Origin of the sequence: Bacillus sp. FSL P4-0290, assembly GCF_037975435.1 — a bacterium.
GTDB lineage: Bacteria > Bacillota > Bacilli > Bacillales > Bacillaceae > Bacillus > Bacillus subtilis.
On the sequence record NZ_CP150253.1, the window covers coordinates 4169870 to 4194708 of the forward strand.

Below are 24839 nucleotides of genomic sequence, written 5' to 3' on the forward strand. Positions count from 1 at the left end.
TAAGTTAAATATACACTAATTATAGGAAGAAGGTGATCCCATGCCAAACAAAAGTAAACCCAATAGATTAATCAATGAGAAATCACCATACTTACTCCAACACGCCCACAACCCTGTGGACTGGTTCCCGTGGGGAGAAGAAGCTTTTGAAAAAGCAAAACGCGAAAACAAGCCGGTTCTGGTCAGCATCGGTTATTCGACTTGTCATTGGTGCCACGTTATGGCTCACGAAAGCTTTGAAGACGAAGAAATCGCGCGTCTTCTCAATGAACGGTTTGTGGCGATTAAAGTCGACCGGGAAGAGCGGCCGGATGTGGATTCTGTTTATATGAGAATCTGCCAGCTGATGACCGGGCAGGGCGGCTGGCCGCTGAATGTGTTTATCACGCCTGATCAGAAGCCGTTTTACGCGGGTACATATTTTCCAAAGACGAGCAAATTCAATCGTCCCGGTTTTGTTGATGTGCTTGAGCATCTGTCTGAGACGTTTGCGAACGACCGTGAGCATGTCGAGGATATTGCGGAGAACGCCGCTAAACATCTGCAGACCAAAACAGCCGCCAAATCAGGCGAAGGCCTTAGCGAGTCAGCGATTTCCCGGACATTCCAGCAGCTTGCCAGCGGGTTTGATACGATCTACGGCGGTTTCGGGCAGGCACCGAAATTTCCGATGCCCCATATGCTGATGTATTTGCTTCGTTATCATCACAATACGGGGCAGGAGAACGCTTTATACAACGTGACGAAAACGCTGGACAGCATGGCGAATGGCGGCATTTACGATCATATCGGCTATGGGTTCGCCCGCTATTCGACCGATGACGAGTGGCTCGTTCCCCACTTTGAAAAAATGCTGTACGACAATGCGCTGCTGCTGACCGCTTATACAGAAGCCTATCAGGTCACGCAAAACAGCCGCTATAAAGAGATTTGTGAGCAGATCATTACGTTCATTCAGAGGGAAATGACTCATGAAGACGGAAGCTTTTTCTCTGCTTTAGACGCGGATACAGAAGGAGAAGAAGGAAAGTACTACGTGTGGTCAAAGGAAGAGATTCTAAAAACGCTCGGAGACGATCTCGGAACGCTGTATTGCCAAGTGTATGACATCACTGAAGAAGGAAACTTTGAAGGCAAAAATATTCCTAACCTCATTCACACAAAGCGAGAACAAATCAAAGAGGATGCCGGGTTAACCGAAAAAGAGCTCAGCCTCAAACTCGAAGACGCAAGACAGCAGCTCTTGAAGACACGCGAGGAAAGAACCTATCCCCATGTCGATGATAAAGTGCTTACCTCATGGAACGCGCTGATGATCGCGGGTCTTGCGAAAGCGGCAAAGGTATACCAGGAGCCGAAATATCTCAGCCTAGCGAAAGACGCCATCACATTTATTGAAAACAAATTAATCATCGACGGCCGTGTGATGGTCCGATATCGTGATGGCGAAGTGAAAACCAAAGGCTTTATCGACGATTACGCTTTTCTCCTATGGGCTTATCTGGATCTCTATGAAGCTTCGTTTGATCTTTCTTATTTACAAAAAGCGAAGAAACTGACAGACGATATGATCAGCTTATTTTGGGATGAGGAGCATGGCGGATTCTACTTCACCGGACACGATGCAGAAGCCTTAATCGTACGGGAAAAAGAAGTGTACGACGGCGCCGTGCCTTCCGGAAACAGTGTGGCAGCTGTTCAGCTGCTGCGTCTCGGCCAAGTCACCGGCGACTTATCACTGATCGAAAAAGCGGAAACGATGTTTTCCGTGTTCAAGCCAGACATCGACGCGTATCCGAGCGGCCATGCTTTCTTTATGCAAAGTGTGTTAAGGCATCTAATGCCTAAAAAAGAAATCGTGATTTTTGGAAGCGCAGACGATCCAGCCAGAAAACAAATCATAACAGAGCTCCAAAAAGCCTTTAAGCCTAACGACTCCATTCTGGTAGCAGAGCATCCTGATCAATGCAAAGACATTGCGCCATTCGCTGCAGACTACCGCATCATAGACGGCAAAACAACCGTTTATATTTGTGAAAACTTCGCCTGCCAGCAGCCGACAACAAATATTGAAGAAGCGATCCACACATTAATAAGCAGCAGGGATTAAGACCCTTGCTGCTTACTTTTTGATTTCTTATGGTACCATAAAGCGATCCCCGCAAACACAAGGTTGACCGCTATCGTAAAGAAAGCCTCCCACATCGGGTTCCCCCGCGTAACCGTAAACAGAGAAGGAATTCCTCCATACACACTGTTTTTTTTCTGTAATAAACATACACAAAAACATATTATTCGCGGCATGGGCGCCAAGTGATATTTCGATGCTTCCAGTTTTAATCGTGTAATAGGTCCACACAAAACCAAATGTTAAATACTCAATTCCTGCCCAGACAGCGCCATTGTTCATTTCTGGATTCGCAAAATGCAATACGCCAAACAATCCTCCGACAATCAGTGTCAAAAATAGAGGATTTTTCGTCAATCTCCCGAAAGCTTGAAGCAAAAATCCCCTGAAAAACAGTTCCTCAGCTGATGTCTGAATCGGAACCAAAATGAGGGCAGCCGCTAGCAGCCAGATAAAGCGTGAGGCATTAAACTCTTGCATTGAATAGCTATCAGGATGAATCGCAAAATCAATCAATTGTACGGCGATCATCAGCAAGAAATAAGCAATAAAACCAAAGGAAATTCTCCGCCAATTCATCTTTGAATTTGGTGTAATCACAGTTCGGAAAGGCCGCTTCAAAATAAAGCGCACAGCCAGCCAAACTCCCGGAATGGCGAATAAATAAATCACATGGGACAAATAAAGATCTACGAGGGGATCACTCAGCACAGCTTCATCCAAATCAAACGTGATATTGGGATTCACAATAACCGTGAACAGTATAGCGAAAAGGTAAGCTATATTCCCGAATACATATAACCCTACCATCACCAAAAAAGCGAAAAAATATCTCCACAACGTATTGTTTCCTTCTATAGGACGGATAAATGAATTCATTCCTTCTATGTCTCTTCCTTTCAATGAGAATATTACTATATATTTGCATAAATTGGTCTATGAATCTACTGTTTTGGAAATCTTTCAAGCAAAATTAAAATATAAAGTGTGAATTTAGTTCTTCCATCTAGTGATTTGAACTCTGTTGCCAATGAACCAAGATACTTATAATAGTCCCAAGAGGGGAATTTTCAGTCTTTTCTTACTACTAAAAGGGGGTTTTTTATGAATACGATCTTCAAACAAAAGAATACACATCCTTTCTCAAACGCAGCGAATCGTTTAGACCGCCTTCCGATTTCACGCGTTCATTTCCAAGTGTTAACCGCTCTCGGCATTGTTTATTTCTTTGATCTCGCAGATTTATTTACCCTCAGCAATGTAGCGCCGGCACTGATCGAGCATTGGGGCATCCCGCTTTCAACTATTGCTAACGTAACGGCTGCTTCGTTTTTAGGCATGTTTTTAGGCGCTTCACTGGGCGGACGGCTGTCCGATCGAATCGGCCGCAAAAAAGCCTTAAATCTATTTGTCTTTGTTTTCTCAATCGCATCGCTATGCAATGCTGCGGCATGGGACATTCCATCTTTAATGACATTCCGTTTTCTCACCGGATTTGGCGTTGCAGCCGCCATGGTCATTACGAATAGCTATTTGGCGGAATTTTTCCCTTCAAGTGTACGTGGAAAATATATTTCTTTTTGTGCCATGATTGGATTGATCGGGGTTCCGATCACCAACATTGTGTCTGCCTTTGTCATTCCTCTTGGTTCATGGGGATGGAGGCTAGTATTTGTATGGGGTGCCGTCGGCCTTATTTATTTTTTCTTTATTCGACGGCTGGAAGAGTCGCCTCGCTGGCACGAAAATCGCGGGGAATATGCGAAAGCCGATGCGATCCTCAACCGAATTGAGGCACAGGTTGAAAAGGAGAAAGGCCCGCTTCCGGCAGCATCCCAGCCTAAAGTAAGCGAAACTGTTAAGCAGAATGCAGGTTATGCCGGCTTATTGAAAGGCAGAAACCTCAAAATCACCATCGTATTATCTGCTGTATGGATTTTTGAAACGTTTGGGTTTTACGGATTTGCCTCATGGGTTCCAAGCCTGCTAAAAAGCAATGGCGTCACCATGGAAAATACATTGTGGTATAACGTATTGCATTCCATCGGCGCTCCGCTTGGTGCACTGCTCGGCTCCATGATTTCCGAAAGATTTCAAAGAAAATGGATTTTAGCTGCGAGTGCGTTTCTGACGGCCATCGCCGGGCTCTTATATGGTATGACTTTTATTCCCATCATGATCATTGTATTTGGTTTTATCGTGAATATCACAGAACGGGTCTTTACCTCGAACTTATACGCCTATACATCTGAACCTTATCCGACTGAATACCGCTCGTCTGGCAGCGGTTTAGCCTATGGTCTTGGCCGTTTTTCAAACATTTTTGGCTCATTGCTTGTCGGATTTATTGCCGTTCAGCTCGGCTATATCAGCGTCTTCTTATTTATTGGGGGCTGCTGGCTCGCATGCTCCTTGCTGTTAATCTTCTTCGGTCCTAATACGAATGCGAAACAGATTTAAAAAAGTCAGTGCGGATCTGCCGCACTGATCTCATTACAATTGCTTCAAAATCCTCGCGGGGTTTCCGCCTACAACAGTATTAGCGGGTACATCCTTAGTGACAACAGATCCAGAAGCAATCACTGCGTTATCACCGATTGTCACTCCCGGGTTAATCACCGCCCGGCCTCCAATCCAAACTTGATCTCCAATTGTCACAGGCTTACCGAACTCCTTCCCGGATTTCCTTTCGATCGGATCAAGAGGGTGACCGGCCGTGTAGATATGTACACCTGGCGCAATCAAACAATGACGGCCGATACGCACCTCACACACATCTAAAATGACACAGTCAAAATTAACAAATGTATGATCTCCGATATGAATGTGATAGCCATAATCACAGCGGAATGTCGGCAAAATCGTGACTTGATCCCCAACCGAACCGAGCAGCTCCTTCAAAAGCTCCGTCCGCACTGCATCATCTTCCGGTGTTTCGTTATATTGTCTAATCAGCTGTCTCGCATGTTTGCGTTCTAGTAATAGTTGTTGATCTTCCGAATTGTATAATTCTCCGGCTGCCATTTTTTCTTTTTCTGTCCTCAGCATGTAAGTCACTCCAGATGTCAGATTGTAATCTCGATCAAATTTCCTTCATCATCCTCAATCACACTTTCATAGTAGCCGTCTCCTGTTGTCCTCGGGCCGTTAACTACTGCGAAACCATCCGCCTTCAATCGATTAGTCAGTTCGTCAACTTTCTCCCGGCTCCCAACGGAAAAGGCAATATGTGCCCAGCCTGTCATTGTTTGTGAGGACGGATCGGTCACATTCCCTTTTTTCATAATCTCCAGCCTTGCTCCGGAATCAAACGTAATAAAATAAGACTTAAAATCTTTTTTCTCATTATGATACAAATCATTCGCTTCGCCATTAAAATACGTTTCATAAAAAGATTTCATTCGCTCTAAATCATTGACCCAGACCGCTGTATGTTCAATATGCATTTCTTCCTCCTCCTTCGCCTTCAATGAAGTTATAAGGTATGAAATGCATTTCAGTTCAAGCTTTTTTCTTAAATTTATGCTGAATTTTGATATCAGCGGGTTCATCCTGCAAAAATAGAGAAAATGCTGCGATGCCGAGCTGCTCAAGATTCAAATCAAGCGACGGAAAACCAAGAACACGGCTGATAGAAGTATTCCCCTCGCCTATGATTTCAACATCCCAATTACTCTTTTTGGCAAATAGATGAATTCCAGCTGCCACTTCATCACTATTTGCATAAATAGCAGTCGGAACCCTCCCGCTCATATAAAAATGTTCAGCTGCCCGCTCACCATCATTTATATCGTTGCATCCGGACAGCATATGGCGGTCTTCCAACCTTCCGCAGACAGCTTTATAGGCCGCAGCTTTATCAGCCGTGCTCGGGCTCCTATCAGCTTCTCTGACACACGTAAAAGCAATATTCTCATGCCCGCGGCTCTTTAAATAGCGAAAGCTCTCTGCATAAGCAGTTTTTCTGTCATTAAAAGCACAAGGAACATCAATGTCTCCGGTATCCTCACAAGCGATGATCGGCCCATATTCCTGATAAGCTAAAATGCTGTCCCAATGATTGGCGCGGGAAGTAATGATGAGACCGTCTATTTTCTTCGTTCTTAACAGCTCTAAATATTTGATTTCAATATCGGGGTTATAATTGGTGGGGAGAAGGGTCGTTGCATACTCATACTGAAAAGCCGCCTTGGTGATTCCGTTAACGATTTTATCAAAGCAGGGATGATCGCTATAAGGCAGAATCACACCGACCGTATGGGTTTTCCCGCGAATGAGATCGATTGCGGTTCGATTTGGCGTATAATCCAATTCCTTCATGACTTGATGAACAAGCTTTCTCTTTTCTTCAGATACATAAGGATGGTGATTCAATACACGCGAGACAGTCGAAACAGATACATTTGCCAGTCTTGCGATCTCTTTTATATTTGCCATCTCTTTCTCCTTTTCATATAAAAAAAGCAGTAAGTGTAAAATCCTTACTGCTATCTCATCATATATTGATGATAAGTTCAACAGGACAATGGTCGGAACCCATGACGTCCGCTGATATGCTGGCATCTTCAATCTGTTCCTTAAGTCTTTCAGAAACAACAAAATAATCAATCCGCCATCCGATATTTCTGTCCCGGGCGCCGGCACGATACGACCACCAGGAATAAGCGCCTTCAAGATCAGGATAAACATGACGGAAAGAATCAACAAAGCCAGCTTCTAAGAAACGAGTGAATGCCCCTCTTTCTTGATCTGAAAATCCAGCGTTATTCCGGTTCGCCTTTGGATTTTTCAAATCAATCTCCTGATGGGCTACATTCAAATCACCGCATAAAATCACTGGTTTTTTCTGATCCAATTCAAGAATATAAGACAATAAAGCCTCTTCCCATTGCATGCGGTAATCAATCCGCTCTAATCCCCTTCTGGAATTGGGCGTGTAAACAGTCATCACATACACGTTTTCAAATTCCAGCGTAATCACTCTGCCTTCTTGGTCATGCTCTTCTACTCCGATACCGTAGATGACCTGCAGCGGTTCTTGCTTAGAAAAAACAGCTGTGCCGGAATATCCTTTTTTCACTGCATAATTCCAGTACACATGATAGCCTTCAGGCTGGAGATCAACCTGGCCGTCCTGTATCTTCGTTTCCTGAAGACATATAATATCTGCATCCTCTTCTTTCAAATAAGAGAGAAAATCCATTTTTCTCATCACAGCCCGCAGGCCGTTTACATTCCATGAAATCAACTTCATGTTTCATCCTCCCCCTATAAAAAAGAGCAAGAACCCGAAGGTTCTTGCTCTTTACGCATCAGCTTACTCACCGCTTACGTATGGAAGTAAAGCCATTTGACGTGCGCGTTTGATCGCTGCAGTCAATTTACGTTGGTATTTAGCGTTTGTTCCAGTTACACGACGTGGTAAAATTTTACCGCGCTCAGAAACAAACTTTTTAAGAAGATCTACATCTTTGTAGTCGATGTGCGTGATACCGTTAGAAGTGAAATAACACACTTTACGGCGTTTCGCACGACCGCCTCTGCGTCCTCCTGCCATTGTCATTTCCCTCCTTTCTTTTTCATTTTAGGCGATAATCACATTAGAATGGAAGATCATCATCCGAGATGTCAATCGGTTTGCCGTCGTTGGCAAATGGGTCATCATTAAAGCTGTTCCCCTGATTGCGTCTCTGGTTGTTTTGATTTCCCCCAAATGGATTATCATTTTGGCCTCCGCCAAAGTACTGGCCTCCGCCGCTGTTTCCTTCGTTGTATCCACCTGAACCAGAACCGCCGCCGTTTTTCGGCTCAAGAAATTGAACACTTTCAGCTTGGACCTCTGTCACGAAGACACGCTGTCCTTGCTGGTTTTCATAGTTTCTTGTTTGTAAACGGCCATCTACGCCTGCAAGGCTTCCTTTTTTCAAGAAGTTTGCAACGTTTTCGGCTTGTCTTCTCCAAGTGACACAATTAATGAAATCGGCCTCACGTTCTCCGGACTGGTTCGTAAATGTACGATTCACAGCAAGAGTAAACGTAGCAACAGCCGCACCGTTTGGCGTATAACGAAGCTCTGGGTCTTTTGTCAGTCTTCCGACTAATACAACTCGGTTAAGCATAAGAAAGACCACCTTTTACCATTATATATTTCAAAATTGCTTATTCTTCTTCTTTAACAACAATGTGGCGAATGATATCGTCACTGATCTTAGCTAGACGGTCAAATTCTTGAACTGCCGCAGCGTCAGATTGAACGTTTACGATTTGGTAGAAACCGTCGCGGAAATCGTTGATTTCGTAAGCAAGACGACGTTTACCCCAATCCTTTGTTCCAGTGATCTCCGCACCGTTAGAAGTCAGAACGTTGTTGAAACGCTCGATAACTGCTTTTTTAGACTCTTCGTCAATGTTTGGGCGGATAATGTACATAACTTCGTACTTTCTCATCTGTTTGCACCTCCTTTTGGACTAAGCGGCCCATAATGGGCAAGGAGCAATAATTCTATTACTCACAATTTTATATTATACCAAAGCTCTTGTCCCTTTACAACTGCATCCTATACATTAAATCGGAAATGAATAACATCTCCGTCTTGGACCACATATTCTTTCCCTTCAAGGCGGACTTTTCCTGCCTCTTTAGCTCCTGCCATACCGCCGCCCGCAAGAAGATCCTCATAAGCAACTGTCTCAGCACGAATGAAGCCCCGCTCAAAGTCACTATGAATAATTCCTGCACACTCAGGGGCTTTCATGCCTTTTTTGAATGTCCAAGCTCTGACTTCCTGTTCTCCGGCTGTGAAATATGTTGCGAGGCCTAGAAGAGAGTAAGACGCTTTGATCAGCTGATCAAGACCTGATTCTTGAATGCCCAGCTCTTCCAAGAACATTTGCTTTTCTTCGCCTTCAAGCTCAGCGATTTCAGATTCGATTTTTGCACATACAACGATAACTTCTGCATTTTCGCCGGCAGCGTACTCGCGAATCTTCGCTACATTTTCATTGCCAGATGGATCAGCAACTTCATCTTCACTTACGTTGGCCACGTACAAAATAGGCTTCGAAGTCAGTAAATGGAGCTGCTTCACAAGCTTTTGCTGCTCTTCAGTGAATTCTACAGATCGAGCAGGCTTTTCACTCTCAAACGCTTCTTTCAGTTTAGATAAAATCTCAAACTCAAATACAGCGTCTTTATCTTTTTGCTTCGCAAGCTTGCTGACGCGTGTAATCCGCTTTTCAACCGTTTCCATATCAGCGAGGATCAGCTCAAGGTTGATCGTTTCAATGTCATCAATCGGATCAACCTTTCCGGAAACGTGTGTAATGTTGTCATCGGAAAAAGCACGGACAACGTGGCAAATCGCGTCAACTTGGCGAATATGAGATAGGAACTTGTTGCCGAGTCCTTCTCCTTTAGATGCGCCCTTTACAATCCCTGCAATATCAGTGAATTCAAAAGCAGTCGGCACAGTCTTCTTCGGGTTGACCAGCTCAGTCAGCTTTTGCAGACGATCATCCGGCACCTCTACAATTCCCACGTTCGGATCAATTGTACAGAACGGGTAGTTGGCTGATTCGGCACCGGCCTGTGTAATTGCGTTAAATAGTGTTGATTTTCCGACGTTCGGCAAACCAACAATTCCAGCTGTTAAAGCCATTCTTTCATCTCCTCTATATAAAACCGTCATTGTATGAGCGTATTTTGAACCTAGAGCAATTATAAGGAGGTTCACTGGAAAAGACAAGCTGACAAAAAAGCATTTTCAGCCTGCCAATCCCTTTGATTATGCTTTTTTCAAGCCTACTAAACAGTCAAAAAGCGTACTTCCCATTCCATTATCAGAATTTGTATCATTTGTCAGTGCATTGACTGACCCTCCAAAAGCCGCCCACATGCCTTCATCTATATTAATCGTCTTCGCATGAGCCTGTTTCATCACTTTCACCTTGCCCTTCAAGCGTCCGCGGTCATTAAAGATGACAACCTCGTCTCCATCCTGAAGATCCTGCTCAGCCGCTATATCTGGAGAAATATCGACCTGAACGTGCTGAAGCTTTTCAATAAACGGCACATGCTGTGAATGATTGGAACGCTGCGGATGAATGGATAAGAGCGTATAAGGGTACTTTCCAGCTAACTCCTCATTATGGAAAACAGATTCTTCGGGCACATTTAATTGAAGCGAGCCGCTAAATCCTTTTTGCTCAGCAAGCGACGAAGTAAATTCAAATTTTCCACTCGGCGTCAAAAACTGATAATCATCCCACGGCACCTGTTTTACTGGAAGAGGGAGGTGGCCTTTTTCTTTTAAACGCTCAAGTGTCACATCCTCTGCTTCCAATGAAGAAAGCCCCATCTCTAAAAATTCTTGAGTGCTGTATTCAAACAGCTCGCCAAACCCAAGACGTTTTGCAAGCTCTGACCAGATCCAGCTGTCCGATTTCGCTTCACCCTGCGGCTCCACAAGCTTCTTCCCGTACTGAACATAATGATGATACATACTGGAATAGTAGATATCTTCTTCTTCAAAAACAGTGGCAGTCGGCAAAACATAATCACACAGCTCTGCGGTATCCGTCATAATGGAATCAATCGCGACCGTCATTGGAACCTTTTCAAATGCTTGTCTCACCTTATTTGTATTCGGCACCTGAGTCAGCGGATTTCCGCACGTCACAATAATCATCTCAATCGCAGGATCAGCAGCGGTCAACACTTCTTCAGCCTGCGTCATCATTGAAAAAGAACGTGATGTTGTTTTTAATTCCGGCAACGTCAGCTTTGTTTTTGCAAAGCTCTCGCCAATCTGGACATTTCCGAAATTCGCGCCGCCGCCCTTAATTCCGACATTTCCGCTTGCCGCAACAAGTGCATCAATCCAACGAATCGTTCCCCCGCCGTTTTTATATCGCTGCATGCCAAGCCCCATAAAAGTAGACACCGGACCATCAGCATACAAACCGGCCAGATACTCCAGCTCCTCCATAGAAGTTTCTGTTTTCACAATAAACTCTTCCAGAGAAACAGTTTTCAAAAACTCTTTCACATCATCAAAACCGACAGAATGCTCAGAAATAAACGTTTCATCCGTTCTTCCCGTCTCAATCAGAACCTTCAAAACGGCTGCCGCAAGCCAGCCGTCCATTCCAGGCTTTACAGAGATATAGCGGTCAGCAAGCTTAGCAGTCGGGTTGAAGATCGGATCAATCACCGTAATCGTGGCGCCCTTCTTTTTCACCTGCTGCAAGTGGTGGTATAAGTGCATATTTGTTCTGGATACATTTCTTCCCCACACAACAACATGCTTGCTGTTGTAAATATCAAGCGGGCCGTGACCGTACGAACGGCCAAAATCCCAGCTTTGCGCCTCGATGCCGGAGCCCCAGCATATGCTTCCGACGATTTCGGTCACGCCGCCATATCCATTAAAAAAACGCTGATCAAGCGCTTTTAACAGACCGTTATTCGCATAATCATGGCTGTGCAAAACAGCAGTCGTCTCCGACGTTTCCTTGATTTCCCGAAGTTTATCGGCAATTTCATCAAGTGCCTGCTCCCAAGAAATCCGCACAAACTCGCCATTTTGTTTTTTCATTGGATAGCGAAGCCGATCAGGCGAATTTGTTTTTGTCTCAAGCATTCTGCCGCGGCCGCAGATTTTACCTTCCGTAATCGGATGGTTTGGATCTCCGTCCACTTTTGTTACCTTTCCATCATCAACAGTCACCAAAAAGCCGCAGCTGTCCCAACAATTCAGCGGACATGCCGACTGATGCACTTTGCTCATCGCCGTCTTCTCCTTACCTTCTATATGAAAAAGCATGAGTGTCGGCCTATTTATGAAGTAGGCTCCTCATGCTTGACTAGTACTTTTTTTAGTTTTCTTTCAAATTCTCTTCTCGGAATCATAACACTGTGAGAGCATCCCTCACACTTAATTCGAATATCCATTCCCATGCGTATAATTTTCCAGCTGTTCGCTCCGCATGGATGCGGTTTTTTCATTTCTACGATATCATTCAGGCCAAAGTCTTTATCCGCCAAGACCCTTCACCTCTTTTCCTAAACTGCTGTATCTATTGTACAAAAAAACTGATCATAAGAGCAATCAAGATACCCGAAAAGAAATCCATCCTCTTATTTCCATTTACTCAAAATAGGATATAAGAGCAGACAAACTAACAAATACAAATTGAGCATCCCATATATCGGATACAAGAACGCGATCAAATCAGAAAATCCAAAAGAAGTAAAAGGTACCATTAACACTAACAAAATCAACACAATCATCCATCTCGGCATATGAATAAACGCCATCAGCCGGCTGGACAGCCCCAGCAAACCAGCTACCGTCGTCGTGTAAATCGCCAGGCACAGCACCGCCGTCATACATAAAAAAAGGAAATAAGGCGCACCCTCCAGAACGGCAAACAGCGGTATTTCAAACTGAGAAAGGGAGCCCGCCAGCTCCACCAACGTTTCATTATAAACAAATGAGATCACGCCAAAAATAAGACCGCTTGCCACACTTGCGATTTTTGCTTCTCCGAGCCCTTTCATCTCTTTCCCAACAGAGGATAAAATCGCAACAACTGAAAGGATGTTTAAAGAGGTAAACGTAATGCTCGCAGGCCAGTTATACTGCTGGGACAAATCAATCGTCCACGTATGGTGATGTGTGCTCTGAAAGGAGATCAGCGCATATAAAAGCCCCGCTACTAACACAGGAATCAAAATACTATTTATAGATAATATTCCTTTCACATCCCACAAAAACAAACACACTGTCACGATGCAAATCAGCGTGATTCCCCACCAGAAAGGAAGCTTGTACATTTGCAGGGTCACACCGCCTCCGGCAATCATCACCATAGTCGTCGAAAACAAATAAAAAATGATGAGGACATCATAAATTTTCGCCAGCCATGGCCCCATTAAATGCTCCAGAACCGGCAGAAAATGAGTGGATTGAACCTTAAAACTGATTTTCATCACAATATAAGACGAGAAAATGAACATAATTGTAAACAGCACAATAGCAAGTCCGCTTTCCGCCCCAAAAAACTGCCATATCTCCTGACCGCTCGCATATCCGGCCCCGATCAGGCTCCCTAATATGAGCAGCATCCACTTCATTCCGGCTCTCCACAACACTATCACCTCATAGACAAAGTTCAGCTTGTTCCCGTTATTGTTACTATATAAATAAAGGAAAGCAAACATGCCATATTTTCATAGACATTTGAACACAAGGTGAAATTATCATACGAAATACACATAAAAAAAAGACTGCTAATGGAGGCAGTCTAAAAATATATCATTTTGCAGTGGAATGAAGGAATGAACCTCATTAACCATTCCTATCTATAAAGTGTTTCATAAGCAGACAATTGCTTGATCATGATCGAGGCAATGAGGGACAATACTTGTAATCGCCCACTAACCATTCATATCATGCCCTCTACTTTTTTAAAATCTCCGGTGCCATACACAAAGCATAAAAAACCATACTGCTGGATATACTGTAAACAACCTTACATAACTACACACACCATAGCAATTCTGTTACCTACTATAACAAGGAAGTGAAACCCATGAATCGAAAAGGCGGGCTTTTTTCCTCTCAGGAACGAGTAAAGCAATATGTTTCACATACAGATGCTGCAGCGGCAAAACAAATCCAAACCATCCTTTCTTCATCCTTACGTAAAGCTGCCGGCAAACCAATTGTCGTGGTTTGTATCGGAACAGACCGTTCAACCGGTGACTCATTAGGCCCGCTCGTAGGAATGAAACTCAAACAGATGCAGCTCACCAGATTCCATGTCTACGGAACCTTATCTGACCCCGTCCATGCTGTGAACATGAAGGATAAAATCAATGACATTCATAAATTACATAAAAACCCATTTATTATAGCAGTCGATGCATGCTTAGGCCGCGTTAAGAGTGTGGGTTCATTTCAAATCGGGGACGGGCCATTAAAGCCCGGCGCCGGTGTACAAAAAGACCTTCCTGAAGTGGGAGATCTTCATATTAACGGAATCGTGAATGTGAGCGGTTTTATGGAATATTTTGTATTGCAAAATACTAGACTCAACTTGGTCATGAATATGGCCAATGTTCTCGCGGAAGGATTGAGTTTAACAGATCGGACAGAGTGGAGGCAAGAACGCCTTAACCCGTTGCAAAGACTCACTGGGCGCATATAAAACAAAAACCATCTTTGCTTGAAAGATGGTTTCTTCATTTACGATTCTCGTTCAGACAAAAGCTCTAAAATCCGGTCAAGGTCTTCATTAGAGAAAAATTCAATTTCGATTTTGCCTTTTTTCTTCTGTCTTTTAATATTAACTGTTGTTCCAAAATAATTTTGGAGATAGGATTCCCGTTCTTTTAGAACCGCATCTTTCACAAGTTCTTTTTTCTTTGTTTCACGTGGAACATTCTGATTCAATTGCTGAATCAGCTGCTCAAGCTGGCGAACATTAAGCTGCTCCGCAATCACTTTTTGTACCAGCGGTTCAAGCTTATTTTTGTTTTTCAAGCCAAGGAGCGTGCGTCCATGTCCCATAGAAAGCGTACCTTCGGCAATAAGCTGCTGAATATTTTCTGGCAGTGTCAGCAGTCTTAAATGATTCGCAATATGCGGTCTGCTTTTCCCAAGACGTTTGGCGAGCTGCTCTTGTGTGAGATCTAAGTGTTTCAACAAGGAGTCATATGCCTGAGCCTCTTCAAGCGGAGATAAATCTTCACGCTGAAGGTTTTCTAATAGAGCAATTTCCCTCATTAACGCCTCTGATAATTCACGGACAATAGCCGGAACTGTATCTAAACCTGCCAGCTTTGCCGCTCGAAAACGCCGTTCACCCGCAACAATATCATAGCCTTTTAAAGATTTTCTGACGATAAGCGGCTGAAGAATGCCATGCTGCAGCACAGATTCTTTTAGTTCAGCTAATGCCTCGTCATCAAAGTGTTTTCTTGGCTGATAAGGATTAGGGCGTAAATCGGCAATTTTAATTTCTTCAACTGTCTCTTCAGACAAATCTACCTGATTAAATAACGCATTAATCCCTTTTCCAAGGCCTTTAGCCATTCGCAGCCACTTCCTTTGCTAAATCTAAATATACTTCCGCACCTCTTGACCGCGGATCGTATAAAATGATGGGTTTTCCGTGACTCGGTGCCTCACTCAGACGGACATTACGCGGAATAACTGTCTTATATACTTTATCCCTAAAATACTTTTTAACCTCTTCAATCACTTGAATGCCAAGGTTTGTCCGGGCATCAAGCATTGTCAGCAATACACCTTCAATCATTAAATCAGTATTCAAATGCTTTTGCACAAGACGTACTGTATTTAATAACTGGCTGAGACCCTCCAAGGCATAATATTCGCACTGTACAGGAATCACAACGGAATCCGAGGCTGTAAGGGCGTTAATCGTCAGCAAGCCCAATGACGGCGGACAATCAATGATAATATAATCATAATTTTGCTTTACTGCTTCAAGCGCTCTCTTCAATCTCACTTCTCTTGATATTGTAGGAACCAGCTCGATCTCAGCCCCTGCAAGCTGAATCGTCGCAGGAATCACATCCAAGTTCTCTACTGTCGTTGCTTTAATAATATCTATTACATCTGCATCATCTACTAAAATATCGTACACACACTGCTCTACATCGGCTTTTTCAATCCCTAATCCGCTTGTCGCATTTCCCTGCGGATCAATATCTACCAGCAGAACCCTTTTCCCTATGTAAGCCAAACATGCCCCAAGGTTGACAGACGTCGTTGTTTTGCCGACCCCGCCTTTTTGGTTCGTAATTGCTATGATTTTTCCCACGATGTCACCTACTTTCACATGAACATGTACTATCTTGCTTCTATTCTATCAAAAAAAGATTAAAGCGTTTCATTTTTTTCATCATTTTGTTCCGAATCAGAAGGGAAATAATTGAAAATTCAAGCACGCTTTATGCTTTCTCTTATAAATTCTGCAATTTCTATGTTTTTTTGACTTAAAAAAGGAATTTCTTAAAGAAAAAAAGAAGAAGTCACAGTACAGAACGTGGAAACAGGATGGTGAGAAAATGGTTTATCAAACGAAGAGAGATGTACCCGTTACGCTGATGATTGTGTTTCTCATATTACTGATACAAGCAGATGCCATTGTTCCTTTTGTGCTGGGAAATATGAGAGTTTCCGGCTGGATCATTTTTATTCTGCTGACTCTTTTAAATGGACTCATCATTTGGAGCTTTATTGACCTAAAATATGTATTGAAGGAACACCATCTGATCATTAAAGCCGGATTGATCAAACATCAAATTCCTTATGAAAAAATCGATAAAGTCGTTCAAAAAAAGAAACTATGGTCCGGTTTTCGTCTGATCGGCTCTCGCCATGCCATCACAATATATTATCAGGAGGGATGGGGACATGCAGTAATTTCACCGCAAAAATCTGAAGAGTTTATCCACAAACTCAAAGAAAAGAATTCTAATATAATAATTTTCACTAAAAGTAAGTGATTACCTTTTATTGAAAATATAAAAAGCTCTCCTGCTTTTCAGGAGAGCTTCTATTTTGGTATGCGAATCGTTAATTGAATATATTCTTCAAATTCTTCTTCTTCTGTATTCAATTTTACACCGCTGTCTTCCACCATTGATAGTGACTGGCGAATCGTGTTCATCGCAATTCTTGTATCTCTGCTGAATGCTTTGCGTCTCGGCTTTGGCTTTCTCTTGCCTTGCTCCAGCATTTTCACCACGCGGTCTTCCGTCTGCTTTACATTTAAACTTTTCTCAATAATCTCTGTGAGCAGTGTGACTTGGAGCTCAGGCTGTTTCAGCGGAATCAGTGCTCTGGCATGGCGCTCGGTGATTTTCTTCTCCATAATTGCCTCTTGGACCGGCTGAGGCAGCTTTAATAACCGAAGCTTATTCGCGATTGTAGACTGCCCTTTTCCTAAGCGCTGTGCGAGTGCCTCCTGTGTTAAATCATGCAGCTCAAGCAGCCTAGCATAAGCATGCGCTTCCTCAATAGAAGACAGTTCTTCCCGCTGCAAGTTTTCGATTAACGCCACAGAAGCGGTTTCCGTGTCGGAAAAATCCTTAATAATTGCCGGAATCTTTTCCCACTCAAGCGATTGCACCGCTCTCCAGCGTCTTTCACCTGCAATGAGTTCGTATTGGCCTTCTTCTTCTGTATGCCTAACAACAATCGGCTGAATAATGCCGTGTGTATGAATGGTCATTGCTAACTCTTTGATTTTTTCATCTGAGAAAATGGTGCGTGGCTGAAAACGGTTGGGAACGATAGCATTTACCGGTATTTCCAGAATCTCTTCTTTGTTTGTATCATGTTCAGCAATCTCCGGCTCCTGTTCCTTCTCACCAAGCCCGAAGAAACGAGAGAATGAATGCTTCATGTACCTACACCACCTTTAAAAACTGCCATTTTTATAATTCTATTTTCTCATGGTTTTTCCTGCTGTACATCCATCAATTTTGATGAAAATATGATGGTATTGTCATATCAGGCTGTCTAAATTACCCTTCAATTGGCGATTTATTAGGAGTTCCCGGTTTTCTTGGATACTTCTTAGGTGTATTTTTTATTTTGCGTATCACCATAATATTACGATCGCTTTCTTCAATAGGCAGCTTAAAAGAATGGATATTCTCAAGTTCTCCTCCAAGCGTCGTGATTGCTTTTTTGCCTGCATTCAGTTCTTCTTCCGCTGATGCGGCTTTTAAAGCAACAAATAAACCGTTTTTCTTCACCAGAGGCAAGCAAAGCTCACTCAAAACAGATAATCTCGCAACTGCTCGCGCTGTCACAATATCATAGCTTTCACGCACGTCTTTCCGTTGCCCGAACGTTTCAGCTCTGTCATGGCAGTATGTTGTATTCTCCAATTGCAAAGCCTCAGATAGCTTTTCTAAAAACGTGATCCGTTTATTCAGTGAATCTACGATTGTGACATTGAGGTGCGGAAAGCATATTTTTATCGGCAGACTTGGAAAACCCGCTCCCGCTCCGACATCACAAATCGTGTTCACCTGATTGAAGTCGACATAAAAAGCAGCTGTAATGGAATCATAAAAATGCTTTAAATACACTTCTTTTTTCTCTGTTATTGAAGTCAGATTGATTTTTTCGTTCCATTCAACCAGCATGTCGTAATACAGCTCAAATTGCTCTAGCTGACGGGGAGAAAGGGAGATCCCTTTTTCCGCCAAACCAGAAGTAAATTCTTCAATATTCATGCCGTCATCCTTTCTATTCGGCTATCTTCGCAATGCGTCCCTGCTCTAAATACACCAATAGAATTGAAATGTCCGCCGGGTTTACACCGGAAATGCGGGAAGCTTGGGCAACAGACAAAGGCCGTACATTTTTCAGTTTTTGACGCGCCTCGGTCGCAATCCCCTTAATTGCGTCATAATCAATTCGGTCTGGAATTTTTTTATTTTCCATCTTCTTCAGTTTTTCCACTTGCTGAAGAGATTTTTCAATATATCCTTCATATTTCACTTGGATTTCTACTTGTTCTGCCACGTCTTGAGGAACCGGCACTTCTGGCGGCGCCAGTTTTGTGACTGTTTCATAGTTCATTTCAGGACGTTTCATCAAGTCTGTGCCGCGAACTCCATCTTTCAATTCGCTTCCGCCAAGAGATCGGATATATTCTTGATTTTCCGGAGACGGCTTGATAATTACAGAATGAAGACGTTTTTTCTCCGCCTCGATCGCCGCTTTTTTCTTCTCAAAAGCCGCATAGCGCTCATCAGAAATCAATCCAATGCGATGTCCGATTTCTGTCAGACGCAAATCAGCATTGTCATGGCGAAGCAGCAATCTGTATTCCGCACGTGATGTCAAAAGACGATATGGCTCATTGGTACCTTTTGTCACAAGGTCATCAATCAGAACACCAATATAGGCGTCAGAACGGCTTAGAATTACTTCTTCTTTTCCAAGCGCTTTTCGTCCTGCATTGATTCCCGCCATAATCCCTTGTCCCGCAGCTTCTTCATAACCGGATGTTCCGTTAATTTGGCCTGCAGTATAAAGGTTTGTGATTTTTTTGGTTTCAAGTGTCGGCCATAGCTGTGTCGGTACGATTGCATCATACTCGATCGCATAGCCGGCTCTCATCATTTGCACGTTTTCAAGTCCAGGAATCGTTGCAAGCATTCTTTGCTGTACGTCTTCTGGAAGACTTGTAGATAAACCTTGGACATAGACTTCCTGTGTATTTCTGCCTTCCGGCTCAAGGAAGATTTGGTGACGCGGTTTATCATTAAAACGGACAACTTTGTCTTCAATGGATGGGCAGTATCTTGGGCCCGTACCTTTGATCATACCTGAATACATCGGTGAACGGTGCAGGTTGCTGTCAATAATCTCATGTGTCTCAGGGCTTGTATATGTCAGCCAGCAAGGGAGCTGATCTGTGATATATTCCACTGTTTCATATGAGAAAGCGCGAGGCACATCGTCACCAGGCTGAATTTCCGTTTTGCTGTAATCAATCGTGTCGCTTTTAACGCGAGGCGGCGTACCTGTTTTAAAACGAACAAGGTCAAAACCGAGTTCCTCCAAATGCTCAGAAAGCTTAATAGAAGGCTGCTGGTTATTCGGGCCGCTTGAGTAAGACAGATCGCCAAGAATGATACGTCCTCTTAAATATGTCCCTGTCGTCATGACAACTGCTTTCGCACGATAATGTGCGCCTGTTTGTGTAATAACGCCTCGGCATTCGCCGTCTTCAACGATCAGCCGCTCCACAATTCCTTGCAGCAATGTTAAGTTTGGTTCTTTTTCAAGCGTATTTTTCATTTCGTGCTGATATTGGAATTTGTCTGCTTGCGCACGCAATGCACGAACCGCAGGACCTTTTCCTGTATTCAGCATTCTCATTTGAATATGTGTTTTATCGATGTTTCTTCCCATTTCTCCGCCGAGCGCGTCAATTTCGCGGACGACAATCCCTTTTGCGGGGCCGCCGACAGACGGATTACATGGCATAAATGCAACCATATCTAGGTTGATGGTCAAGACAAGCGTTTTGGCGCCTTGGCGTGCAGATGCGAGGGCAGCCTCAACACCGGCATGCCCGGCGCCAATCACAATCACATCGTATTGGCCTGCTTCATACCCCATGATTCTAGTTCCTCCTTTAATTATTTTCCTAAACAGAATTGAGAAAAGAGCTGATCAATTAAGCTTTCGTGGACAGAATCTCCAATGATTTCCCCTAAAAGCTCCCAGCATCTTGTAAGGTCAATTTGCACCATGTCGATCGGGACATCCTGTTCGATGCCGCTAAGCGCATCTTCAATGGCGCGTTTTGCTTGCTGTAAAATAGAGATGTGACGTGTGTTGCTGACATAAGTCAGATCACCGCTTTCAATGGCACCCGTGTAGAACAGTGATTGAATCGCTTCTTCCAGATCATTGATGCCTTCCTCTTTTAAAAGAGATGTCGTAACAACTGGACGTCCATTGGCAAGCTCACGGACACGTTCAGTGTCAATCTTCGCCTCAAGGTCAGTCTTATTCAAAATCACGATAACATCCATGCCCTCAACGGCTTCAAAAAGCTTCACGTCTTCTTCAGAAAGCTCTTCACTATAATTAAGCACAAGTAAAATCAGGTCCGCTTCCTTTAGGACCTGGCGAGAACGTTCAACACCGATTCGCTCAACAATATCCTCTGTTTCACGAATACCTGCTGTATCAACCAGACGAAGCGGGACGCCCCTTACATTCACGTATTCCTCAATCACATCCCGCGTCGTTCCGGGAATATCGGTTACAATGGCTTTTGCCTCATGAACGAGGCTGTTCAGAAGAGATGATTTTCCTACGTTTGGCCGGCCAATAATGACGGTAGAAAGACCTTCACGCAAGATTTTTCCTTGCTCAGAAGTCCTCAGCAACGCCTCAATTTCCTTTTTCACGGCGGTTGCCTTTTCGACTAAAATCTGATGCGTCATTTCCTCTACATCATCATACTCCGGATAATCGATATTCACCTCAACATGGGCCAGTGTTTCTAAAATCTCACTGCGCAAACGGCGCACCAAAGCAGAAAGACGCCCTTCCATTTGATTCATAGCAACGTTCATTGCCCGGTCCGTTTTCGCTCTGATTAAGTCCATAACCGCTTCCGCCTGTGAAAGATCGATACGCCCGTTTAAAAACGCACGTTTCGTAAATTCGCCAGGCTCTGCCAGTCTCGCTCCCTCTCTCAATGCGAGCTGAAGCACTTGGTTCACAGTCACAATTCCCCCGTGACAGTTTATCTCGATAACATCTTCCCGTGTAAAAGTTCTCGGCGCTTTTAACACTGATACCATTACTTCCTCAACGACACGATCCGAAGGTCTGTCTACGATATGACCATAATGAATCGTATGTGATTCGACCGAGCTGAGTGTTTTCCCCTTCGGTCCCTTATAAATTCTATCTGCGATTTGAATGGCTTCTGGTCCGCTCAACCGTACAATCGCAATCGCGCCTTCTCCCATCGGTGTAGAAATTGCCGCAATTGTATCCATGTTGTTCACCTCTCTTTACTTATACTTCATCTATATAAAAAAATTTTTATTATGCCAAAACTAAAAGATAACATAGTTTGGTTCGAAGTGGAAGATTTGTTATCCACAGAAATAGAAATTCGTCCCTTATTACTTTAACTTATCCACATGTGAATAACAATTAATTTTATTTCCTGAACTTCCTTTTTATCAACAGGATACACCTAAAAAGAAAAAACTTAAACGGCAAAACCTTGATATTACTAGGAAAAGTAGATTTTTCGGATACAAAAAAACCGAAATCCAATTTTTATCGGACTTCGGTTTTATGCTATCTTTTATGGGAAATAACGAGATGACGATTTTCGCCTTCACCCATTGAATATGTTTTGATCTGGTGGTTTGCATATCCAGAAAGAGTATCGTGAATAATTTTTCTTTCGCTGGACGGCATGGGCTCAAGCTGGATGGATTTTTTCGTTTTCAAAACCTGGTCAGCAAGCTTGATGGCCAGCTGGCTCAGTGTTTCTTTTCTTTTCAAACGATAGTTTTCTGCATCCACCGTCACATTTTTATATTGGCCTGGATAACGGTTAAGGGCAAGCTGTGTCAAAGTTTCAAGGGCGTTTAAGGTTTGTCCTCTTTTCCCAATCAACAATGCTGCCTTTTCACCTGTTATATGATATCTCACTGTCTTTTTGCTTTCTTGAACAGTCACATCAGACTTCCCGGCAATGGCTTCGGCAATCGTTTGAAGATATAACTTCGCTTGCTGAATCGGATCAATCTTTTCAACCAGCTTTACGATCGCAGGCTTTTTACCGAAAATACCGAGAAACCCTTTGTTTCCCTCTTCAATAACAGTAATTTCTACCTTATCCTTCGTTAATCCCAACTCTTGCAATCCGGACTGTACTGCTTCATCGACATTTCGCCCTGCAGCAGTCACATTCCTCACTTTTTCTTTCCTCCGGCTTTTTGCGGCTCAGGATTTTTTTTAATATCAGGTCCTTTAATGAGGAAAGTTTGCGCAATCATAAACAAGTTACCGACTACCCAATAAAGAGAAAGAGCCGCCGGGAAGTTGATCGCAAATACGATAATCATAATTGGCATAATCCAAAGCATCATCGCCATTTGCGGATTTTGCTGCGCATTGCCAGCCATCATCAGTTTTTGCTGAACAAATGTAGCGACACCGGCAACGATAGGAAGAATATAGTAAGGATCTTTTTCTCCTAAGTCAAACCATAAGAAGCTGTGCTCTGAAATCGCCTGTGTTCTCATGATCGCATGATAGAATCCAATTAAAATCGGCATCTGGATCAAAATCGGGAAACATCCCGCCAATGGATTGACACCATGTTTTTGGAATAAAGCCATTGTTTCCTGCTGAAGCTTTTGCTGCGTTTTTTGATCCTTTGAGCTGTATTTTTCTTTAAGCTTTTGCATTTCCGGCTGTAAAGCCTGCATCGCTTTCGAACTTCTCAGCTGCTTAATCATCAGCGGTAAAATTAATAAACGAATTAAAATGGTAACTAGAATAATTGAAAGCCCGTAGTTATCTCCCGTCAATTTCGCTACATACGTAATAAGCTCAGACAATGGATATACTACGTACTTGTCCCAGAAATGCGGACTATCTGCAGTGATCGGCTCTTTCACACTCGAGCATCCAGCCAAAAGCATGAATACGCCAACCATACTTAATAGCAACCCTATTCTCCTTTTCAACAACATTTCCTCCTATAATTAATCTTTACACTCTTTTATTGCAAAGCATACTTGTATGTATTTTAGCATCTTTCAGTTTTAAATGGTGTCTTTTTCTGATCAACCAGAAAGGAAGCGCTTTTAAAAGTTGTAAGAAAGCAGTGGTGATGCCTACTTTGACGAAGATTTCTTATATAATGAAGACTTTCTGAATAGATGCTGCAGACTTTTTTTCGTTTCCTCATATGTCAGCTGGCTCGCCGGTTTTCTGGCAATAATGATGTAATCCTTTTCCTTCAGTCTCTCTTTCTCTTCAAGAAAGGCCTGCCGAATCAAACGTTTGATCCGATTTCGCATCACGGCATTGCCAATTTTTTTGCTGACGGAAAGCCCGACACGCAGTTCATCATTTTCAGGCTGATCAAGCGTATATAAGACAAACTGGCGGTTTGCAACTGATGTCCCATGTTTAAACACTTTTTGAAAATCTTCATTTTTCTTTAAACGATTTCGCTTCTTCAAATGACTCACTCCGATACTGGCTGGCAGAAACTTTTAAAATTTATTATGAACATGAGATGCATCTGAACCAGGAAGCATGCCCCGGTTCATTACGCATCACATCTATCTTTTCCCATAACGTGAAAAAAGACCACTGACATTATTCAGTGGCCTAAGCTGATAATACTTTTCTGCCTTTGCGGCGACGGCGTGCTAAAACTAGACGACCGTTTTTTGAACTCATACGGCTTCTGAAGCCATGAACTTTGCTGCGTTTACGGTTATTCGGTTGGAATGTTCTTTTCATTTATGACACCTCCCTCGAGGAATAGCTGTTAAAGACAGTCTTACTTATTATATTTGCGTTACCTATTCATTGTCAACTTCACTAGTGCTTTTATTTCTTGCAACCATAATAGGATACCATACCTTTTCAACTTTCGAAACCTTATTTTTTAGATTCCTTAATTTTACGGAAAAAAGACAAATTCAAACAATTTGCCCCTAAAATCACGCATGTGGATATCTTTTTCGGCTTTTTTTAGTATCCACAGAGGTTATCGACAACATTTTCACATTACCAACCCCTGTGGACAAGGTTTTTTCAACAGGTTGTCCGCTTTGTGGATAAGATTGTGACAACCATTGCAAGCTCTCGTTTATTTTGGTATTATATTTGTGTTTTAACTCTTGATTACTAATCCTACCTTTCCTCTTTATCCACAAAGTGTGGATAAGTTGTGGATTGATTTCACACAGCTTGTGTAGAAGGTTGTCCACAAGTTGTGAAATTTGTCGAAAAGCTATTTATCTACTATATTATATGTTTTCAACATTTAATGTGTACGAATGGTAAGCGCCATTTGCTCTTTTTTTGTGTTCTATAACAGAGAAAGACGCCATTTTCTAAGAAAAGGAGGGACGTGCCGGAAG

Annotated in this window: 25 protein-coding genes and 1 pseudogene; 4 read left to right on the forward strand and 22 right to left on the reverse strand. The window is 43.0% G+C overall.

The window, feature by feature from the left end:
• The first annotated feature begins 40 nt into the window (after window positions 1–40).
• Complete coding sequence (locus MKY10_RS21825; protein ID WP_048654833.1) at window positions 41–2110, forward strand: thioredoxin domain-containing protein; 2070 nt, start codon at window positions 41–43, stop codon at window positions 2108–2110.
• Here the strand turns inward: MKY10_RS21825 and MKY10_RS21830 are convergent.
• Window positions 2107–3007: pseudogene (locus MKY10_RS21830) on the reverse strand (type II CAAX endopeptidase family protein). The gene MKY10_RS21825 and the pseudogene MKY10_RS21830 sit on opposite strands and share 4 nt — an antisense overlap.
• A 225-nt stretch (window positions 3008–3232) precedes the next feature.
• Between MKY10_RS21830 and MKY10_RS21835 the strand changes: the two are divergent.
• A complete protein-coding gene (locus MKY10_RS21835) occupies window positions 3233–4588 on the forward strand; it encodes an MFS transporter (RefSeq protein WP_048654832.1) in 1356 nt (451 codons plus the stop codon).
• 33 nt (window positions 4589–4621) lie between these two features.
• Here the strand turns inward: MKY10_RS21835 and MKY10_RS21840 are convergent, their stop codons facing one another.
• The 11 genes from MKY10_RS21840 to MKY10_RS21890 all read right to left on the reverse strand — a co-directional run bounded on the left by MKY10_RS21840 (window position 4622) and on the right by MKY10_RS21890 (window position 13283).
• Complete coding sequence (locus MKY10_RS21840; protein WP_032722825.1) at window positions 4622–5176, reverse strand: sugar O-acetyltransferase; 555 nt, start codon at window positions 5174–5176, stop codon at window positions 4622–4624.
• Window positions 5177–5193: 17 nt separating this feature from the next.
• A complete protein-coding gene (locus MKY10_RS21845) occupies window positions 5194–5574 on the reverse strand; it encodes a VOC family protein (RefSeq protein WP_048654831.1) in 381 nt (126 codons plus the stop codon).
• Between the two features lie 55 nt (window positions 5575–5629).
• Window positions 5630–6565, reverse strand: coding sequence for a transcriptional regulator CcpB (ccpB, locus tag MKY10_RS21850; protein WP_048654830.1), 936 nt, complete (start codon window positions 6563–6565; stop codon window positions 5630–5632).
• 58 nt (window positions 6566–6623) lie between these two features.
• A complete protein-coding gene (gene xth / locus MKY10_RS21855; RefSeq protein ID WP_029726087.1) occupies window positions 6624–7382 on the reverse strand; it encodes an exodeoxyribonuclease III in 759 nt (252 codons plus the stop codon).
• Window positions 7383–7445: 63 nt separating this feature from the next.
• Window positions 7446–7685 carry a 30S ribosomal protein S18 gene (gene rpsR / locus MKY10_RS21860; protein ID WP_003219224.1) on the reverse strand — a complete coding sequence of 80 codons (240 nt, stop codon included), beginning with the start codon at window positions 7683–7685 and terminating at the stop codon, window positions 7446–7448.
• Between the two features lie 43 nt (window positions 7686–7728).
• Entirely contained in the window at window positions 7729–8247 is a 519-nt protein-coding gene (gene ssbA, locus MKY10_RS21865; RefSeq protein ID WP_003219228.1) for a single-stranded DNA-binding protein SsbA, read from the reverse strand.
• 40 nt (window positions 8248–8287) lie between these two features.
• Window positions 8288–8575: a 30S ribosomal protein S6 gene (gene rpsF, locus MKY10_RS21870; protein WP_003244064.1), complete on the reverse strand. Its 288-nt coding sequence runs from the start codon at window positions 8573–8575 to the stop codon at window positions 8288–8290.
• Between the two features lie 110 nt (window positions 8576–8685).
• On the reverse strand, window positions 8686–9786 hold the full coding sequence (gene ychF / locus MKY10_RS21875) for a redox-regulated ATPase YchF (protein ID WP_003242727.1): 1101 nt from the start codon (window positions 9784–9786) through the stop codon (window positions 8686–8688).
• A 126-nt stretch (window positions 9787–9912) separates the two neighbouring features.
• Window positions 9913–11916 (reverse strand): molybdopterin-dependent oxidoreductase, encoded by a 2004-nt coding sequence (locus MKY10_RS21880; RefSeq protein ID WP_029726086.1) that lies wholly within the window; start codon window positions 11914–11916, stop codon window positions 9913–9915.
• Window positions 11917–11966: 50 nt separating this feature from the next.
• On the reverse strand, window positions 11967–12173 hold the full coding sequence (locus tag MKY10_RS21885; protein WP_003226838.1) for a DUF951 family protein: 207 nt from the start codon (window positions 12171–12173) through the stop codon (window positions 11967–11969).
• Between the two features lie 93 nt (window positions 12174–12266).
• Window positions 12267–13283: a membrane protein gene (locus MKY10_RS21890; RefSeq protein ID WP_010886647.1), complete on the reverse strand. Its 1017-nt coding sequence runs from the start codon at window positions 13281–13283 to the stop codon at window positions 12267–12269.
• 440 nt (window positions 13284–13723) lie between these two features.
• Here MKY10_RS21890 and yyaC point away from each other — a divergent pair, with 440 nt between their 5' ends.
• Window positions 13724–14341 (forward strand): spore protease YyaC, encoded by a 618-nt coding sequence (yyaC, locus tag MKY10_RS21895; protein WP_015715079.1) that lies wholly within the window; start codon window positions 13724–13726, stop codon window positions 14339–14341.
• Between the two features lie 38 nt (window positions 14342–14379).
• On the opposite strand, the gene spo0J is transcribed toward yyaC, so the two are convergent.
• Both spo0J and soj read right to left on the reverse strand, forming a co-directional pair.
• Window positions 14380–15228, reverse strand: coding sequence for a stage 0 sporulation protein Spo0J (gene spo0J, locus MKY10_RS21900; RefSeq protein WP_015715080.1), 849 nt, complete (start codon window positions 15226–15228; stop codon window positions 14380–14382).
• The gene (gene soj / locus MKY10_RS21905; protein WP_003219244.1) at window positions 15221–15982 is read right to left on the reverse strand and encodes a sporulation initiation inhibitor protein Soj; all 762 of its coding nucleotides are present in this window, start codon (window positions 15980–15982) and stop codon (window positions 15221–15223) included. The genes spo0J and soj overlap by 8 nt, the downstream gene beginning before the upstream one ends.
• Window positions 15983–16229: 247 nt before the next feature.
• Between soj and MKY10_RS21910 the strand changes: the two genes are divergently transcribed.
• Window positions 16230–16670 (forward strand): PH domain-containing protein, encoded by a 441-nt coding sequence (locus MKY10_RS21910; RefSeq protein ID WP_015715081.1) that lies wholly within the window; start codon window positions 16230–16232, stop codon window positions 16668–16670.
• Window positions 16671–16720: 50 nt separating this feature from the next.
• On the opposite strand, the gene noc is transcribed toward MKY10_RS21910, so the two are convergent.
• The 8 genes from noc to rpmH form a co-directional block, all read right to left on the reverse strand.
• Window positions 16721–17572, reverse strand: coding sequence for a nucleoid occlusion protein (gene noc, locus MKY10_RS21915; protein ID WP_015250778.1), 852 nt, complete (start codon window positions 17570–17572; stop codon window positions 16721–16723).
• Between the two features lie 121 nt (window positions 17573–17693).
• Entirely contained in the window at window positions 17694–18413 is a 720-nt protein-coding gene (rsmG, locus tag MKY10_RS21920) for a 16S rRNA (guanine(527)-N(7))-methyltransferase RsmG (protein WP_014481512.1), read from the reverse strand.
• 13 nt (window positions 18414–18426) lie between these two features.
• Window positions 18427–20313, reverse strand: coding sequence for a tRNA uridine-5-carboxymethylaminomethyl(34) synthesis enzyme MnmG (gene mnmG / locus MKY10_RS21925; RefSeq protein ID WP_003226825.1), 1887 nt, complete (start codon window positions 20311–20313; stop codon window positions 18427–18429).
• A 20-nt stretch (window positions 20314–20333) separates the two neighbouring features.
• Window positions 20334–21713, reverse strand: a complete 1380-nt coding sequence (mnmE, locus tag MKY10_RS21930; protein WP_029318519.1) for a tRNA uridine-5-carboxymethylaminomethyl(34) synthesis GTPase MnmE — start codon at window positions 21711–21713, stop codon at window positions 20334–20336.
• Between the two features lie 310 nt (window positions 21714–22023).
• Window positions 22024–22650: an RNA-binding cell elongation regulator Jag/EloR gene (jag, locus tag MKY10_RS21935; protein ID WP_003243764.1), complete on the reverse strand. Its 627-nt coding sequence runs from the start codon at window positions 22648–22650 to the stop codon at window positions 22024–22026.
• Entirely contained in the window at window positions 22647–23432 is a 786-nt protein-coding gene (gene spoIIIJ / locus MKY10_RS21940) for a YidC family membrane integrase SpoIIIJ (protein WP_010886648.1), read from the reverse strand. The genes jag and spoIIIJ overlap by 4 nt, the downstream gene beginning before the upstream one ends.
• A gap of 144 nt (window positions 23433–23576) precedes the next feature.
• A complete protein-coding gene (rnpA, locus tag MKY10_RS21945) occupies window positions 23577–23927 on the reverse strand; it encodes a ribonuclease P protein component (protein WP_003242628.1) in 351 nt (116 codons plus the stop codon).
• 151 nt (window positions 23928–24078) lie between these two features.
• Window positions 24079–24213 (reverse strand): 50S ribosomal protein L34, encoded by a 135-nt coding sequence (rpmH, locus tag MKY10_RS21950; protein ID WP_003178075.1) that lies wholly within the window; start codon window positions 24211–24213, stop codon window positions 24079–24081.
• Window positions 24214–24839: the final 626 nt, after the last annotated feature.